The following is a 16,478-nucleotide window of genomic DNA, read 5'->3' as shown; positions in this document are numbered from 1 at the left end:
CGATGTTCCAGACCGATGGCTACGAGACGCACTCCAGCGTGCTCGCGCCGGCGAAGTTCGAGGCACTGGCCGCGCACTTCGAGGCCAAGCTCGCGGCCCTGCCCGACGGGCAGCGTCCCGAGCACATGGACGTGCCGCACCTGACCGACCCCGCCCTGTTCGAGTGGCTGCTCGACTCGGACGTGCTGGACCTCGTCGAGTCGCTGATCGGCCCGGACATCGCGCTGTTCTCGTCGCACTTCATCTGCAAACCCGCCGGCGACGGCAAACCCGTGCCGTGGCACCAGGACGCGCACTTCTGGCGCGACAGCATCTCACCCGCGGGCGACGCGATCACCGTGTGGCTGGCGATCGACCCGTCGACCGTCGAGAACGGCTGTCTGCGGGTGATCCCGGGCAGCCATCTCGCGGCCGCCGAGCACACCGGCACCGCCGACTCGTTCTTCAACCAGGAGACGGCGGTGGACCAGTCACGCGCTGTCGACGTGGAACTGGAGCGCGGGGCGTGCAGCGTGCACTCTGCCATGCTGGTGCACGGCAGTCCGCCGAACCGCAGCACCTTGCGTCGCTGCGGGTACACGATGCGGTACATGCCGACGACGGTCCGGTTCCTCAAGCCCGACGGTCACAAGATCTACCTCGCGCGCGGACGCGATCACGCCGGCAACACCTACAGCTCGACGGACAACTCCTGAACCGCCGCCTCGTCGACCTCCACCTGCGTCAGATAATGACTAATAGTCGAGAAAATCGATTCAGTCGTCTCATTCGTCCAAGCGAGGATCGGCGTGGCCTCGCCCCATCCGCAGACCCCGTCCGCGCTGACCCGCGATCGGTCGTCAGTTCAGCTTCATCTCCTCCTCCGTCTTGACCGTTCAGTGGACCGGACATAGCGTATCTGGAAAGCGCTTTCCGAGACCTCAGGGAGTTTCGTGGACACGGATCGGGCGGACCGCCGGCGCGGCGTCGTGGAGCGGACGTGGCGTCCGGCCGCGCTGCTCGCCGCCTGCCTCGCCATCTGGCACCTCATCACCGTCACCGGCATGGTCGAGGCCTATCTCGTGCCCTCGCCGGCCAAGACCTTCGGCCTGCTGGCCGACAAGTGGTCGTACCTCTGGGGTCACACCTGGGTGACGACCTACGAGACCGTCCTCGGCTTCGTCATCGCGGGGGTGCTCGGCGTGCTCGTGGCCGTCGCGATGGTCTACTCGAGGACGATCGAGAGCACCGCGTACCCGATCCTGCTGTTCGCACAGGTCATCCCGAAGATCGCCATCGCGCCGCTGTTCGTGGTGTGGCTCGGCTTCGGCTTCGAGCCCAAGGTGATCGTGGCCGTGCTGATGGCGTTCTTCCCCGTGGTCATCTCCACGGTCACCGGCCTCAAGTCGGTCGACACGGAGATGCTCGAACTCGCCGCGACGATGGGCGGCGGCCCGGTCAAGACGTTCGTGAAGATCCGCTTCCCGGCGGCGCTCCCGCACCTCTTCGCGGGCCTGAAGGTCGCGGTCACGCTCGCCGTGACCGGTGCCGTGGTCGGCGAGTTCGTCGGTTCCAACGAAGGCCTCGGCTACGTGATCCTGCAGGCCAACGGCAACATGGACACCCCGATGCTGTTCGCCGGCCTGATCGTCATCTCGCTGGTCGGCGTCCTGCTCTTCCTCCTGCTCGACCTCGCCGAGAAGCTGATGCTGCCGTGGCACGCCAGCCGGCGCGGCGCCGCCGTCACCACTCTCCTAGCGAAGGCCGGTTCATGAAGAAACTGCTCGCAGGCTTACTTCCCGCATTGCTGCTGGTCGCCGCCTGTGGTGGCGGCGACACGACGTCCGGGGCCGGCGGTGAGGCCAAGGAGGTCACGCTGACCCTCAACTGGTACCCGTACGGCGAGCACGCGCCGTTCTACTACGGGGTCAAGCAGGGCATCTACGAGAAGCACGGCATCAAGCTGAAGATCCAGGCGGGCCAGGGCTCCGGCAAGACCGTGACGGCGACCGGCGCCGGCCAGACCGACTTCGGCTGGGCCGACACGTCCGCACTGGCCACCGCGGTCGAGCAGGGCGTGCCGGCCAAGAGCATCGGTGTGTTCCTGCAGACCACTCCGGCCTCCGTGCAGTTCTTCACCGACAAGAACATCAAGAAGCCGGAGGACCTGAAGGGCAAGTCCGTCGCCACCACGGCGGGGGACGCGCTGACGAAGACGTTCCCGGCTTTCCTGAAGCAGAACGGCATGCAGGAGTCCGACGTCTCCATCCAGAACATCGACCCGGCGGGCAAGATGGCCGCGGTCATCTCGAACCGGACCGACGTGCTGCTCGGGTTCGCGTCCGACCAGGGGCCGACGATCAAGGAGAAGTCCGGCAAGGACGTGAGCTACCTGCGCTTCTCCGAGTTCGGGCTGAACTACTTCAGCAACGGGCTGCTGACGTCGAAGTCGATGCTGCAGAAGGACCCCGAGCTGGTGAAGAAGATGGTCACGGCCACGCAGGAGGCGTGGGCGGAGGCCGAGAAGGCGCCGGAGGCCGCGGCCGAGTCGATGAAGGGCGCCGCCGAGCAGCTGCCGTCGCCGACCGTCGTGCTGGAGCAGTTCAGGACGACGCTGACGCTGCTGCACACCGACGCCACCAAGGGCAAGGCGCCGGGAGTCAACACCGTCGAGGACTGGAAGAAGACGATCGAGACCTTCCAGAAGACCGGCATCATCAAGGAAGCTGCTGAACCGTCGGCTTACTGGGAAGAAAGCGTTGCCCCGAAAGGATGAGCGCAGCAGGGATGAGTACTGATGTGGCTGCAACCACCACTTCCGCCGTTGAGATAAACGACGTCTCCGTGCGCTTCCAGTCGAAGCGCACGGAGGTGACGGCGATCCAGCAGGTCTCCATCGACGTCGCGCCGGGCGAGTTCGTGTCCATCGTCGGGCCGTCCGGCTGCGGCAAGTCGACGTTGCTGAAGCTGGTGTCCGGTCTGCTGATGCCGTCGTCGGGCACGGTGACGTTGCTCGGCGAGCAGGTGCGCGGGCCGCGCCACGACATCGGGTTCGTGTTCCAGCGCGCCGCGTTGCTGGAGTGGCGGTCGGCACGCAGGAACATCCTGCTGCAGGCCGAGATGCGCGGCATGAACTCGGCCGAGGCCGGCAGGCGGGCCGACGAGCTCATCGAGATGACAGGGCTTTCCGGGTTCGAGAACGCCCTGCCGCACGAGCTGTCCGGTGGCATGCAGCAGCGCGTGGCGTTGTGCCGTGCGTTGTTGCACCAGCCGCGCGTGCTGCTGATGGACGAACCGTTCGGCGCACTGGACGCGTTGACGCGCGAGCAGATGAACGTCGAACTGCATCGGGTGTGGCGGGAGACCGGCACGACGGTGTTGCTCGTGACGCACTCGATCGCGGAGTCGGTGTACCTGGCGAACCGGGTGATCGTGCTGACGCAACGTCCTGCCGTGGTCAAGGAGGTCATCGAGGTCGACCTGCCCGCCGAACGGGACTACTCCGCGACGATGGCCCGTCCGGAGTTCGCGTCGGCGACCGCGCACATCCGCGATCTCCTGGGAGCGGTGACAGGACAGGACTGATCGCTCGGGCAGGGTTGTAACCACTTTATTAACTGGGTAGATTTCGGGTTCCGCCGCGTTGGAAAGCGCTTTCCGTCGCCGTGCTGCACGGCCTGGCCCACAGGGTGGTGGGGATGTTCCGACGCTTATCCCGGTTGGCAGTAACAACCTTCGTGTTCTCCGCGTTGCTCGTGCCCATCGCGTCGGCGCAGGCCGATGTGCCGATCGCCGACCCGCTGCCGACGCCGGGTGCCTCCGGTATCGGCCTGGAGCTGACCGAGGTCGCGCAGCTGCCGAAGTCGCAGCCCGTGCCACCGCCGACCGACTCCAGACTGGTGCGCTACAACAGGATCAACTACCTCGGCGAGGTGCCGGACGGCTCCGGCCGGATGTTCGTGCCCGACATGAACGGCAAGCTCTACCTGCTGGACGACGGAGTCCAGCACGCGTTCCTCGACCTGGGGGCGGCCATCGGCCCCGACTTCCACACCCATCGCGGCCTGGGCAGCGGCTTCGGGTTCGCCGCGTTCCACCCGGACTTCAGTCGCAACGGCAAGTTCTACACCGTGCACACCGAGACCGGTTCCGCATTGACCACGAAGAAGCCCGACCTGCCCTCACCCGCGGACACGCAGGTGCACGGCGTGATCACCGAGTGGACCGCCTCGGACCCGCGCGCGGACGTCTTCTCCGGCACGCACCGCGAACTGCTGCGGGTCGGCTTCGCGTCGTTCATCCACGGCTTCCAGGAGATCGGCTTCAACCCGACGGCGCGCCGGTGGGACGAGGACCACGAACTGCTCTACGTCGCGTCCGGTGACGGCGGCATCGGCGTCTCGACCACCGTGCCGCAGGACCTGGCACTGCCGCAGGGCAAGATCCTGCGCATCGATCCGGCCGGCCGTGACGGTGTGAACGGGCAGTACGGCATCCCACCCACGAACCCGTTCGTGCGCACGGCAGGCGCGCTGGGCGAGATCTACGCGTACGGCATGCGCGACCCGTACCGCTTCAGCTGGGACCGCGTCACCCGCCGGATGTACATGGGCCACATCGGCGAGAAGGCCGTCGACGCGGTCTACGAGGTCCGCAAGGGCGCCAACCTGGGCTGGAGCGAACGCGAGGGCATCTGGGAGTACCGGCGCGGCGACCCGTCGTGCGGTGTGTTCCCGCTGCCCGCCGACGACGCGAAGTACGGCTACACCTACCCGGTCACCGCGTTCGACCACAACCGCCTGTCGACCCAGCGGCCGTGCGCCGACAGCGGCAACGCGTTGATGGGCGGCTTCGTCTACCGCGGCTCGAAGATTCCTTCGTTGCGTGGCAAGTACATCTACGGCGAGGGCGTGAAGGGCCTGCTCTACTACGCCGACGAACGCGAGATGCGGGCGGGCCGGCCGATGGCCGTGTCACGCGAACTGATGGTCTACGTCAACGGCCGGCTGACCACGATGAAGGCACTGGTGAACGACCCGAACCGGGTCGACCTGCGCTTCGGCCAGGACGCGGCCGGCGAGCTCTACGTACTGGCCAAGGCGAACGGCAAGGTCTGGAAGGTGACGGGTGCGCGCACCTTCGCCTCCTGCGATTCCGGCCACGACTTCGTCGCCGGCACCGGTTCCGCGCGGTCGTGGCAGCCGGTGACGCCTTCGCTCTGGCAGTTCCCCGGCCGTGAGGTCGTGCTGGCCCAGCCCGGGGTCGCACGACCGGGTCCGCGCCGCCCGTTCGAGTACGCGGTGCTGCAGAAGGGACCGGCGTTCGGCTCGGTGCAGGTCGACGCCTCGGTGCGGCTGGACACCCCGGTCGCGGAGCCCAACCGGGACGTGATCATCGTGTTCGGTCACCGCTCGGACACCGAGTTCTACTACGCACACCTCTCGTCGGACAACAGGATCTACCCCCACAACGGCATATTCGTCGTGAACAACGCCGACCGGCTGCGCCTGGACCACCAGTGGGACGCGGTCCGCTCGGTCGGCGCGCCTCCCGCCGTCACCGACACGGCGTGGCATCGCGTGCGGGTCAAGCATTGTGCGGATTCGGGCGAGATCGCCGTGTACATGGACGGATCGCCGTACCCGCTGATGACCGCCGTGGACAAGACTTTCGCCTGCGGCCGCGTCGGCTTCGGCTCGTTCGACAACATCGGCAGACTCCGCGACCTGCGCGTGCAGGGCAAGGGGGTCCGATGAAGCGGCTCCTCACACTCGGGTTAGTCGCTGTGTTCAGCGTGGGCCTGGCAGCACCGGCGCAGGCCACGTTCGGCACGGTCCTGCCCACCTTGCAGCGCAACCTTGTGTCCTACTACGACTTCGAGCACCCGGTACGCGGCAACAAGACCCTGGAACAGGACAGCGGCCGCTCAGGCACCCAGCTGCAGCTGATCAACGGCGGCGCCGACATGCGCGTGCGCGACGGAGCGTTCCGGCGCAGCCATAACTCGTTGCAGCTCAAGCAGATCACCCCGGCTGTGGCCGGCAACGACGACTGGAAGGCGGGCCTGTACAGCGAAACCGGCGTGCCCACGCTGAAGGCGTTCAACGGCGCACGCCAGGCGTCGATCATGGGCTGGGTCAAGATGACGGGCCAGAACCCGGCCCCGAACTCGAACTCCGGCGACCCTTCCGACCTCTACGGAGCCATCGGCCTGGCCGGCGTCCTGACCGGAGACTCCAACGGCCACGCGGTGCGCGCGTTACTGGAACTGATCCAGGTCGGCGGCGAACTGAAGCTGGTCGCCCTGGCCCGCAGGCTCGACGGCGGCGAGTCGCAGACGTTCGCGGCTTCAGAAGACTGGCAGAAGTTGTTGCCGCAGAACGAATGGGTGTTCCTCGCCGCCACGTTCGACTTCGACACCGGCACGATGGCCCTGTACCGCAACGGAAGCCCGCTGGCGGGCAGGTACGTCGCCGCCGGTGACCCGTGGAAGCTCGAAGGCGAACCGGAACCGGACCTCGCCACGGCGACCGACCCGCGCGGGTACAAGATCGGCGGCAGCTACCCGCAGAACACCCGCGAGGGCAACGCCTGCAACTGCCGGATGGACAGCCTGATGTTCCTCGACCGGGCCGTCCGTCCGTGGGAGGTGCAATTGCAGTACCGCTGGATGAGGAGCTGACACCGGGACGCCCTGGGCGGCCGGCTGCACCGGGTGTCAGAGGGTGGCGATCCGCACCGCCTTCGCCATCGCCTCGAAGCCCTTGTCACCAGGGTGCAGGTGGTCGCCCTCGTCGTAGTCGGGCCTGATCCGCTGCGGGTCGGCGGGGTCGCGGATCACCTGGTCGAAGTCGACGACGGTGTCGAAGTCAGGGCTCGTCCGGATGTACGCGTTCACGGCCTGGCGCACCGACTCGAGCTCATCGGTGTAGCTGCGCCAGCCCTTGAACGGCGTGATCGTCGCGCCGATCACCCGCAGGCCGCGGTCGTGTGACCGGGACGCGATCTGCTTCAGCGCGGCGATGATCTTGGCCGGATCGGTCTGGTGCGGGGTCTGCTGGATGTCGTTGATGCCCTCGAACACGATCACCGAGCGGACGCCGGACTGGGTGAGCACGTCACGGTTCAGCCTGGCCAGCGCGTTGGGACCGGCGCTGGTGCCGTCGAGCAGCAGGCGGTTGCCGCTGATGCCCGCGTTCAGCACGCCCAGGCGGGTGTTCACGCGGTCGGCGAGCTGGTCGGGCCAGCGCAGGTTCGCGCCCCACGTCGAGTTCGCGCCGTCGGTGATCGAGTCTCCCAGCGCCACGACGCTGCCGCGCAGGCTGGACGACCTGACGTCCACGCCCGAGACGTAGTGCCAGTTCGTGGTGCGTTCGCGGTAGGCGGCGGCGGACTCGTCGGCCGTGTGGTTGCCGTCGCGGGTGAAGTACGAGTTCTGCATCGTGAGCTGGTGGCGCGTGACGGGGCCGCCCGGCTCCGGCGTGTAGACGCTCACCAGCAGGTCGGAGTCGGCGGGGACGTTCAGCGCCACGCCGTCGCTGACCACGTCGGCACCGGGCGGGGCGGTGATCGACTGGGCGCCGCCGAACGTCAGCGTGCGCATCGTGCCGGGCAACGCCAGGGGCGTGTCCGGACCGGCCGCGCGGGCGACCGTGACCTGGCCGAACAGGATCGGCGTGCGGCCGTAGGCGTTGGAGAGCCGGACGCGGATCTCCTTGCCTCCGGCGCTGACGTGCACGATGTTGCGCATCGAGAAGTTCGGATAACCGTTCTCGGTACCGGAGACCGCCGAGGACGGCGCGGTGGCCCACGTGCCCACCCAACGCGGCGGTGCGGCCTGTGCGGGTGAGGCCGCGGCCACGAGCAACGCCACTGCCAGCAGAAAGCGCGTCATGCTCTGACCTTGGCAGCGCTCCCACGCGTCCGGTATCCGCCGATCTTCGGATCTATGATGCGAGTCGTGTGGAACGGGGCGGAGTACCAGCGCAGGTTCGACTCGCTCGCCGAGTCGGGGATGGACGTGCACGGAGAGGCGACCTTCGTGCGCGCGTTCGAGCCGGCCTCCGTCCTGGACGCCGGCTGCGGCACCGGACGGGTCGGGATCGAGCTGGCCAGGCACGGCATCGAGGTGGTCGGAGCGGACGTCGACGCCTCGATGCTCGCCTACGCGCGCGAGCAGGCGCCGGACATCACGTGGGTGCGGTCCGACCTGGCCGAACTCGACCTGGGCCGGACGTTCGACGTGGTCGTCATGGCGGGCAACGTGCCGCTGTTCACCCCGCCCGGCACGCAGGGCGCGCTCGTCGCAGGCGTGGCCAGGCACGTCGGGAACGTGCTGGTCGCCGGGTTCAGCCTGGACCGCGGCTACACCGCCGAGGACTACGACGAGCACTGCGCCCAAGCCGGGCTCACGCTGGTCGAAAGGTTCGCGACGTGGGACCGGAAACCTTTCGAGGGCGGCGACTACGCGGTGACCGTGAGCCGTCTCAACAGGCCCTGACTGTCACCCGGTCCTGTACGCCTGGGCGGCTGCCTCCACGAAGTCCAGGGTCAGCGGGTCGTCCTTGATCCACGCGATCACGACAGGGCTGGGCGACATGTCGGCCAGCGGCACCACGACGAGCTCGCCCAGGTCGTGGCCGAGCGGCGCCAGGCCCACGGAACCGTTCCACAGCACGGACTGCACGCACTCCTGGACCGCGCGGACGGTCGGGCCGCTGCGCGGTCTCCCGCCGTTCCAGTAGTTCCGCCAGATCTCGTCGGTCCCGTCCGGGAACTGGAACCAGTCGCGACCGGCGAGGTCCTCCGTGGTGATCCGCTCCCGAGCCGCGAGCGGATCGTCGCGCCGCAGCACCGCACCGACCGGGTCCTGGTGCAGCACAAGGGTTTTCAGGCCGCTCTCGTCGAACGGCCCGCGCGTCAGGGCGACGTCCACCTGGCCGGTGCGCAGGCCGCAGGTCGGATCGGTCAGGTCGGTCTCGCGGACGCGGATCTCGACGTGCGGGTGCCTGCGCCGGAACGCCTCGGCCACGCGGGTCCCGTGGTCACCGAGCATGCCGACGGTGATCGTCGTCCTGGCGAGCTTGGCGCGGATGCGGTCGGCGTGGTCGAGCAGCGCCCTCGCCTCGGCGAGCAGGACGTGACCCGCGTCGGTCAGCGTGACGCCGGCGGGGGAGCGGTGCAGCAGCGTGGCGCCGAGGTCGGCCTCCAGGTGCTTGATCGCCCGGCTCAGCGGCGGCTGGCTCAGATGGAGCCGTCGCGCGGCGCGCCCGAAGTGCAACTCCTCGGCGACAACTAAGGCGCCTCTAGTGAACTCTCCATACTGCGCCTGAGCTGCGGAGATGCGGGAACGCCTCGCGAGTCTGCACGGAAGCTCCGCGTTAGGTTCCTCATCCTGCCTATGTCGCCGCACGTCGGCAGTGGCGGAAGTCCAAGCATAGCAACGGTTTCACGCCGCTCCGGACGTGTATGACGAGCATCCCCGGTGGCCCTACAGCGAAGAGTTGCCGCCCCTACAACGTAGGGGCGTAGGGGCAGCGAGGTAGCGGCCTCACACGCCGTCTGACCTGCGACGTAGGTCGGTAGGTGCCAGCCGCAGAAACACATACGTCTTCCGGCGACAACAGGTCTGACGGCGTCCGTCCGACTGTGCCCGCGAGTGAGGCCCTACAGACTGCAATTTGCAAATGCAGGAAGCCGGTGTGACCAGGGAGTAGTCTGGAGAGCTCTTAGCACTGGTGGAGCGTATGGGGGTGAGCGTCCGGTCATGAGTCCGAACCGTGGACGTGGTGCCTCAACCCCGCATGAGCGTCGATGCGGAAAATGCGATACGCCGTTGGCTGCTGACAACACAACACGGATGTGCGGTCGCTGTCTCCGCGACTTCGGCGGACTAGACAAGCCACCTGCCGGGCTAACGAAAGAGTTCTTCCTTACAGCCGAGATGTGCGCAGCCTTTAACAGTCACCACATCGGCAGGGTATTCAAGGCGTACAGGCAGCATGAGCGGTTTCTTAAGCTTCTTGGTCGGCCACTTAGCCAAGAAGAATTCGGTCGGTGGCTTGGCCTAAGCCAAACGGCAGTGAGCAGGCTCGAAGGCGTGAAGCCTGAGCAAAACATCAAAGTGCTCCGCGAGTATGCGACGGCCCTGCACTTGCCTAAGGACCTACTGTGGTTCGACTTTCCTGGCGAAAACCGGGCCGACATCGTGCGAGAGCAACACGCAGAATCCAAGCTGGCCCGCACTGCGATCGAGATGACCGCAACAAGCGGTGAGAAACCCTGGAGCGTCGCCGCAGGATCGACCGAAAAAACCTCGGACGCTGAGGTTACGGTCATCAACATTGTCAACTTGGCGCAGCCATCCGGCAACCCGATTTGGTTTGAGTCCACACATCGCAAAGAGTCGCGGCAGCAAGAGGTCGACGTCGATGACGTTGAGATGGTTCGGGAAATGGTTTCGACCTTCCGGAAGCTAGACAATAAGTTCGGCGGCGGGCGCGCCCGCACACTCGTGAACAATTTCTTGCACACCGAAGTTACGCCAATCCTGCATGAGGGAAAATTTGTCATCGGCGCCCGTGAAGAATATTTCGGCGCGGTAGCAGACCTCAACCAACTAGCTGGATGGATGGCTTATGACGTCGGTGACGCTCAGTCTGGTCGACGGCACCTAAAAGAAGCCTTGCGCATGAGCATGGAAGTAGCCGACCACGCTCGTTCCTCGGAGATGCTTTCGGGATTGAGTCATCACGCGGCTTTCCTGCGTGAAGCTGGCTTGGCCGTTGATTTTGCAGAGGGAGCACAAAGCCACGCCGCAAGGTCAGGAATCGTACTTCTTGAAACAGAAGCCGCAGTTATGGCGGCACATGGGTTCGCAATCAAGAACGACGCGTCAGCATGCCGTCAGAAGCTCCATAAAGCTGAGGCATTGTTTGAGCTTGCGGATCAATCACAGCGGCCTGACTGGTTGAAATACTTCGATGAAGCCTATCTTGCCGCTAAGTTCGCGCACTGCTTCCGGGAGATAGGAAGTTTTGATGAGGCTGAGTCGTTTGCGCGCCGCTCCCTAGAGATGTCCGACGGATATGATCGCGGCAAACTCTTCAACACTGCTCTGCTTGCTACGATCCTCTTCGAAAAGGGCAGCTTTGACGAAGCATGCATGTTGAGCAAGCTTGCCTTGAAGATGGCGTCCAGAATGCAATCAAATCGGACTGCCAAATATCTATCTGAGATCGCGTCCAAACTGGCGCAATATCGGCACAGCGCGGATGTATCGTCCGTATTCGAACTATACATCCGCGCGGGTATCGCGCCTACGCGTTAGCGTTCCGCCAAAACGCTCAGAAGCCCAATTTGCGCTGCGGCACCAATGATTTTACCAGCGTCGATCAAAGCGATGACTTCCCGTAGGGGAACCCATGCGACGCGCGCTGCCTCGTTGATGTCTGGCGTTGAGCCTGTGTTGTCAGCACCTTCCGCAAGGTACACGAGATTTTCGAAATCAGCGGTTCCAGTCAGCGGCTGAAACTTCCGAAGGAGCCGCATAGAACGCGGCTTCCACCCAGTCTCCTCTTCAACCTCGCGCGCGGCAGTTATAGCAACATCTTCGTTCTCGTCAACATAACCACCTGGAAGTTCCCAAGTCCACGTGTCCATGACAAAGCGATGACGCCAGATCATCAGCACATTCTCGCGTGAGTCGTCGAGAACAACCGTCATCGCAGCCTTTGGCATACGCATGACGTACTGCTCGAACTTGACGCCGTCAGGCAATTCCACAGACGCGACCGATAGGCGCATTCGACGGGTGTCGTCAAGAACGCGCTCGGAGTGAATGGTCCACCGAGTGGCGTCGAAATCGCTAGAAGAGTAGTCCACGGGGAGCAATCTACACCGTTCACAGCGCGTTGCGACACAGGGAGCGCCACCCTTGCACGCGGTAGGACGTACGCACCGATCTATCCTGCACGTTTCCAAATTAGGTCATCGTCTCTTCGGATGCTCCCGCAAGAATGTCCGACTCAGCTAGATATAGACGTCCAAGATCTATGAGCAACACGCCAAGCTCGTGAAAGTATTCTGCCCGCTTCGAATCCGGAATCAGTTCGCACGTGCGCATTGTTTTCTGCGTGAGCACATCACCGAATTCGGGATAGGTCTTCACGACCTCGCGCGACAATCGCACCAAGGAAACGCGCAACAGATCTTCGGTCAGAATCTCCGTAGCCACGGCATTACCTCTCTTCTTATCGCTTTACGAAGTCCGTGGATCGTCCCTCTTGACTACGGGTCGATAGTGGTGCACGCGTCGAAGGAATTACTCGCGGTCCGTTGGCGAGCGAAGGTGGCCGGAGTGCGCCGTGTATGGCGTGCCAGTTCTCATACCTAGCTTTGAGGTACCGATTTGCTTCCCTGTAGACGTCGGCGTCATCTACCCATGTACTAGGCGTAGATGCGCGTTCGATCTCCGGCAGGTCTCTGCACAGTGACCAGTTTCCACGCAGGACACTTTGGTGGTTTTCGCCTTGTATCCACCGGAGGCTGATGTTGAGTTCGCTAACGTAGATCCACGATGTTGGCTTGATCGCCATCAGCGCTCTCCCGTCCGAGGACCAGCGGAATTTCGACACCTGCTTTTGCGTATCCGTGCAACACGTCTAGCCACTTTCGTGCTTCCGTGTATGCGATCGAGTCTCTGTGTGGCCCTAGTGCGGTAATGAGCATTTCGTTGGCGATGTGGACTTGGGTTTGGGGAGACAACGGCTCGCTCATACCGCGTCGCCGTCCCCTCGGGCGCTGGGGGTTTCCTGTTGCGTGGCAACGGTTTCGCTGTAGCCGGGCCACATGCGGGCCGATCGGTCACAGGCACTCATCGCAGTGAGCAGGCTGCCCGTGTTGGTGATGGAGACGTGGTACTCGGCAAGCCGGGCGCTATTCGCCGTCAGGAATTCCATGGTGACGATGGCCGGTCCGATACAACTGAGCCGCATGGTGATGTTGTTGCCGTAGCTGTCAATCGCGGGAATGTCGTAGGTGTGGGCGTAGTGGTCAATACTCGTCATAGGGCACCCATTCGATGCACGTCGGGCGCGTGCGGGTTCTCAGCCACTCCATCAGCGCCACGCGTGCGCGAGGAATCGGGATCAATGCGGAGCGCGGGAATAGCGCTCCGGTGTCGCCATTAAAAACCAGGTCGACAGCGGGACTGCGATCGCTCTGGTTGTGAGAGTTGGCGATGGATAACGCGGGGTCGTCGTGGTCGGTGTAACTCAAAGCGGCGACACCGTTCTTCGGTGACACGCTGACCCTGATTTGATGATTAGGGTAAGGCCCTGATTGGTCGCTGTAGAACTCGACATCCCCGACCGCGAGAAGTGTTTCCCAGGTCATGTGTTCGGTGTCGAGTACCTGGTCTATCAGTTGCGTGCATTCGATGACTCCGCGTGCTACGCGGCCTATCTGCGTGGTGAGGATCGCCGTCACGATCATCGCATCCGATCACAATCTCATCAGGCCTCGGCTTGTTTGTCCGGTCACGTGTGCGACCAACCGCACCGATTAGCTCACCAGCGGCCAGCGAGGTCTATGACAGTTCACGGGTGCCGCTACCCGCGATCCTGCATATCCGCAGTTCAGGGCGGCTGCACGTCGGAAGCGTTCGTGGTGGCGCTCACTCGTCAGGGCGAACGGGCAGGCCGTGAGCAGGCCATACAGGGATGCCGTCACAGAAACAGAGATCAACATACAGATCCGGAATATCCGGCTCTAATTACCCATCTTTTGTATGTCGATCATGACGCGCGATCGTCTGACCTGGCGTTATGCGCGCAGAAGAATAACGTATGCGGAATCTGTCATAGAGGTTTCTCTTGGCGGGCGGCTTACTTGAGTCATCGCCCCGCACCGAGCGGGGCAACGGCTCTCACAAGAGAGTCCCCACCAAGAGATTGGGTTCACCTCATGTTCGAAACACCAGAACAAATGCAGGACCGTTTGTTTCACCTGGCGTGGCTGGGTGAGGAACTCCCGACGATCGCAGCACAGCGTGACGGGGGGTGGATTTACCGGCAGATCGCCAGGGAAGCGGCGGCCGTGCTGGCCGTGGCTACCGAGTACATGTCGGAGCACGAATTGGCGCGGGTGTTCATGGACGCTCGCGGAACGCTGTCGGCAGTCTCCCCCGGGGAGCAGTCTCGGGACGCGGTGCGGGCAGCGTGGCAAGACACCGAAGAGTCGATCTCTGCCAGCTGGGTGCCGACACAGCGCACACCCGAGGTGCCGTTGCGCGTGGACGGTGACCGATGAGCGTGCGTGGTGTGACGCGGGCAGCGGTGGCGCGGGTGCGCGCCACCCTGCTCGGGTGGCTGAGCTCAGTCGGTGCCGTGGTCGACGCGGTGGCGGCATGGTGGATCGAGCGCGTGCTGTGCTCGCCCGCCTACCTCACCGCATCGGTGTCAGTGCAGAAAACCGTTGGAAGCATTAGGGATTGGCGCGTCTGGCCCGTTCTGGCGGAGTGGATTCGGGCGGTCGCACGGGCGGTGTGGCGAGTTGTCGGGCCGCCTGTGCGGGACGCGGTCGGTTGGCTGCGGCACCGTGCGCCCGGTGTGGTGTGGCGGGGTCTGTGCTGGTTGGCGCGGCGTGTTCCCCGCTGGATCTGGCGGGCCACGTTCTACGCGTTCGTGGGTGCGTGGTGGGTGCTGTCGCGCACGGTGCGATGGGCGTCCGGGCATGCCTCCTATGCGGGTCTGGTCCGGCAGATGGATGACGACCAGCGGCACGGGACCGCGAAGCGGTTGCGGGAGGAATGGGCGCGTATGGCCGCGCTGCGGTCGGTGCTCGTTCTGATCGTCGCTGTGGTCGTGGCGCTGGTCGTGACCGGTGTCGCGAACAAGATCGGGACCGTCACCGCGGCTGTCATCGTCAGCGGCGTGTTTGCGCTGGTAGGACGGGTTATCAGGTCCACGCCGGCCGGAGATGATCATGGTCCGGAGGTGATTGTCCACAGTGGCCCGGATGAGCCGTTCCCGATCGCCGACGCGCACACCCGCGCCGAAGCGGCCGACGCGGTAGCTAGGGCGCTGCGGACCGAAGGTGTGGATCTTCGGATGGTCGGCGAAGCGGTCCGTCAGGGGTGGGGCTGGGAAGTCCCGGTGATCTTGCGCCGGGGCACCCCGAGTCAGGTGGTCGACAAGTTGGCCGCGCTGGAGACCACCCTCGACCTACCAGCGGGCGGGGCGATGGCGTCCCCGGACCGCACCCGGCGCGCCCGGGTGGTCATCCGGCTAGCCGAACGGGACCCGTTCACGGGCCTGTCGGCGGCACCCTCGCGCCCTGCCTTGCCGTTGGTGTCGCGGTCGATCACCGCCCGGTTGCACGTGGGTTCGGTGATCACGGGTGAGCCGTTGGCACTGGGGTTGCTCGGGGTGCACGGGGTCGTGATCGGCGACACCGGTTCGGGCAAGTCCTCGACCCTGTGCACGCTGGCCGACGCGGTGACCGACTGTGCCGACGCGACCGTGTGGGACCTCGACCCTGCCGGGACCGGGCTGGACGTGCTGGCCGACTCGATCGAGCGCAGTGAGCGCACCCGCGCGGGCATTGAGGACGCTCTCGCGGACGCGCTGGCCTTGGCGGAAGTCAGGCCGCATCTGTTGCGGGAGATGGGGATGGCGGGGCGTGAGTGGGTGCCTTCACCGGAGCATCCGGCGGTGGTCGTGTTCGTGGACGAGTACCCGCGATTGTCCAATGCTGCCAAGGAAATGGCGGTGGACATCCTCCGCATCGGACGCAAGGCGCGGGTGTCTCTGTTGCTCGCCTCGACAGAGGCGACGTCGGACACGCTCGGGGATGCGATCGCCGACACCACGGCGCTCAAGATCCTGCACGCGTGCCGACACGCGGACGTCCGGTTGGTGCTCGGGCCGTCGATGCTCGGGGAGGGGTGGCGGCCGGACCGGTTGAACCCGGCATCGGCCGACAGCCCCGAGGATGCCGGGTGCGGGTACGTCTACGCCCCGCACTACCGCGACCCCGTGCTGTCGAAGTTCCGGCCCGTGTCCGATGAGGACACAGCCGAACGCGCTCGACAGCGCGCACCGCACCGCCCAAGGGTGGACGCGGTGTCATGGGAAGCGGCACGCAAACGCCGTCACAGCAACGAATCCGGCTTCACGCCCGGCAAGAGTGGCCGTCACCGTGCGGCACTCGCGTTGCCGTCCCCGCGTAGCGGGGAGCCTGCCCCGCTGGACCGGATGGCAGTAGCGGATGTGCTGGCCGCGTTCGGCGATGACGAACGCGTGTGGACCGTGGACCTGCTGGCCCGGCTTGCCGGGCGGCACGAGCGGTACGCGGAGTGGACCCCGGAAGACCTGGCGGACGCGTTGCGGCCTCTGGGGCTCTCTCCGGCCCAGATACGGCAGGACGGGCGTAACCGGCAGGGCTACCACCGCCAGGCCGTCAGTGACGCTCTCAGCCGCTCGGAGAGGGGGTGAACA

Annotated in this window: 16 protein-coding genes; 10 read left to right on the top strand and 6 right to left on the bottom strand. The window is 65.2% G+C overall.

The features are described from left to right. Positions 1 to 2: 2 nt before the first annotated feature. The 6 genes from IG04_RS0123295 to IG04_RS0123270 all read left to right on the top strand — a co-directional run bounded on the left by IG04_RS0123295 (position 3) and on the right by IG04_RS0123270 (position 6,661). Positions 3 to 695: a phytanoyl-CoA dioxygenase family protein gene (locus IG04_RS0123295; RefSeq protein WP_063758311.1), complete on the top strand. Its 693-nt coding sequence runs from the start codon at positions 3 to 5 to the stop codon at positions 693 to 695. Positions 696 to 932: 237 nt separating this feature from the next. After that, a complete protein-coding gene (locus tag IG04_RS0123290; protein WP_051770486.1) occupies positions 933 to 1,754 on the top strand; it encodes an ABC transporter permease in 822 nt (273 codons plus the stop codon). Then, positions 1,751 to 2,755 (top strand): ABC transporter substrate-binding protein, encoded by a 1,005-nt coding sequence (locus tag IG04_RS0123285; protein ID WP_030478820.1) that lies wholly within the window; start codon positions 1,751 to 1,753, stop codon positions 2,753 to 2,755. The genes IG04_RS0123290 and IG04_RS0123285 overlap by 4 nt, the downstream gene beginning before the upstream one ends. A gap of 68 nt (positions 2,756 to 2,823) precedes the next feature. Continuing rightward, positions 2,824 to 3,564 (top strand): ABC transporter ATP-binding protein, encoded by a 741-nt coding sequence (locus IG04_RS0123280; protein WP_245816078.1) that lies wholly within the window; start codon positions 2,824 to 2,826, stop codon positions 3,562 to 3,564. A gap of 113 nt (positions 3,565 to 3,677) precedes the next feature. Next, positions 3,678 to 5,735, top strand: coding sequence for a PQQ-dependent sugar dehydrogenase (locus IG04_RS0123275; protein WP_051770614.1), 2,058 nt, complete (start codon positions 3,678 to 3,680; stop codon positions 5,733 to 5,735). Further along, positions 5,732 to 6,661, top strand: coding sequence for a LamG domain-containing protein (locus IG04_RS0123270; protein WP_036015506.1), 930 nt, complete (start codon positions 5,732 to 5,734; stop codon positions 6,659 to 6,661). The genes IG04_RS0123275 and IG04_RS0123270 overlap by 4 nt, the downstream gene beginning before the upstream one ends. Positions 6,662 to 6,697: 36 nt before the next feature. Here the strand turns inward: IG04_RS0123270 and IG04_RS0123265 are convergent, their stop codons facing one another. Further along, a complete protein-coding gene (locus IG04_RS0123265) occupies positions 6,698 to 7,873 on the bottom strand; it encodes an SGNH/GDSL hydrolase family protein (RefSeq protein WP_030478816.1) in 1,176 nt (391 codons plus the stop codon). Positions 7,874 to 7,939: 66 nt separating this feature from the next. Here IG04_RS0123265 and IG04_RS0123260 point away from each other — a divergent pair, with 66 nt between their 5' ends. Beyond that, complete coding sequence (locus IG04_RS0123260; protein WP_420843956.1) at positions 7,940 to 8,479, top strand: class I SAM-dependent DNA methyltransferase; 540 nt, start codon at positions 7,940 to 7,942, stop codon at positions 8,477 to 8,479. A gap of 3 nt (positions 8,480 to 8,482) precedes the next feature. Here IG04_RS0123260 and IG04_RS0123255 read toward each other — a convergent pair whose 3' ends face one another. Continuing rightward, positions 8,483 to 9,322 (bottom strand): LysR family transcriptional regulator, encoded by an 840-nt coding sequence (locus IG04_RS0123255; RefSeq protein ID WP_051770612.1) that lies wholly within the window; start codon positions 9,320 to 9,322, stop codon positions 8,483 to 8,485. Positions 9,323 to 10,078: 756 nt separating this feature from the next. Here IG04_RS0123255 and IG04_RS0123250 point away from each other — a divergent pair. Beyond that, entirely contained in the window at positions 10,079 to 11,308 is a 1,230-nt protein-coding gene (locus tag IG04_RS0123250; protein WP_159460448.1) for an NsdA family TPR-like regulatory protein, read from the top strand. Here the strand turns inward: IG04_RS0123250 and IG04_RS0123245 are convergent. From IG04_RS0123245 to IG04_RS0123230, 4 genes are all read right to left on the bottom strand, one after another. Next, on the bottom strand, positions 11,305 to 11,862 hold the full coding sequence (locus tag IG04_RS0123245; protein ID WP_030478812.1) for an NUDIX hydrolase: 558 nt from the start codon (positions 11,860 to 11,862) through the stop codon (positions 11,305 to 11,307). The genes IG04_RS0123250 and IG04_RS0123245 overlap by 4 nt on opposite strands. A 100-nt stretch (positions 11,863 to 11,962) precedes the next feature. Continuing rightward, complete coding sequence (locus IG04_RS0123240) at positions 11,963 to 12,214, bottom strand: hypothetical protein (RefSeq protein WP_030478811.1); 252 nt, start codon at positions 12,212 to 12,214, stop codon at positions 11,963 to 11,965. Positions 12,215 to 12,752: 538 nt separating this feature from the next. Then, positions 12,753 to 13,046, bottom strand: a complete 294-nt coding sequence (locus IG04_RS0123235) for a hypothetical protein (protein WP_030478810.1) — start codon at positions 13,044 to 13,046, stop codon at positions 12,753 to 12,755. Beyond that, a complete protein-coding gene (locus IG04_RS0123230) occupies positions 13,033 to 13,473 on the bottom strand; it encodes an Imm1 family immunity protein (protein WP_030478809.1) in 441 nt (146 codons plus the stop codon). The genes IG04_RS0123235 and IG04_RS0123230 overlap by 14 nt, the downstream gene beginning before the upstream one ends. Before the next feature lie 471 nt (positions 13,474 to 13,944). On the opposite strand from IG04_RS0123230, the gene IG04_RS0123225 reads away from it, so the two are divergent. Further along, positions 13,945 to 14,289 (top strand): hypothetical protein, encoded by a 345-nt coding sequence (locus IG04_RS0123225; RefSeq protein WP_144065311.1) that lies wholly within the window; start codon positions 13,945 to 13,947, stop codon positions 14,287 to 14,289. After that, positions 14,286 to 16,475: a DUF3631 domain-containing protein gene (locus IG04_RS44170; protein WP_144065312.1), complete on the top strand. Its 2,190-nt coding sequence runs from the start codon at positions 14,286 to 14,288 to the stop codon at positions 16,473 to 16,475. The genes IG04_RS0123225 and IG04_RS44170 overlap by 4 nt, the downstream gene beginning before the upstream one ends. Positions 16,476 to 16,478: the final 3 nt, after the last annotated feature.

Source organism: Lentzea albidocapillata, assembly GCF_000719115.1.
GTDB classification, from domain to species: Bacteria; Actinomycetota; Actinomycetes; order Mycobacteriales; family Pseudonocardiaceae; genus Lentzea; species Lentzea albidocapillata.
Note: the sequence above shows the minus strand (reverse complement) of the source record. Positions and strands in the feature narration are given on the sequence as shown.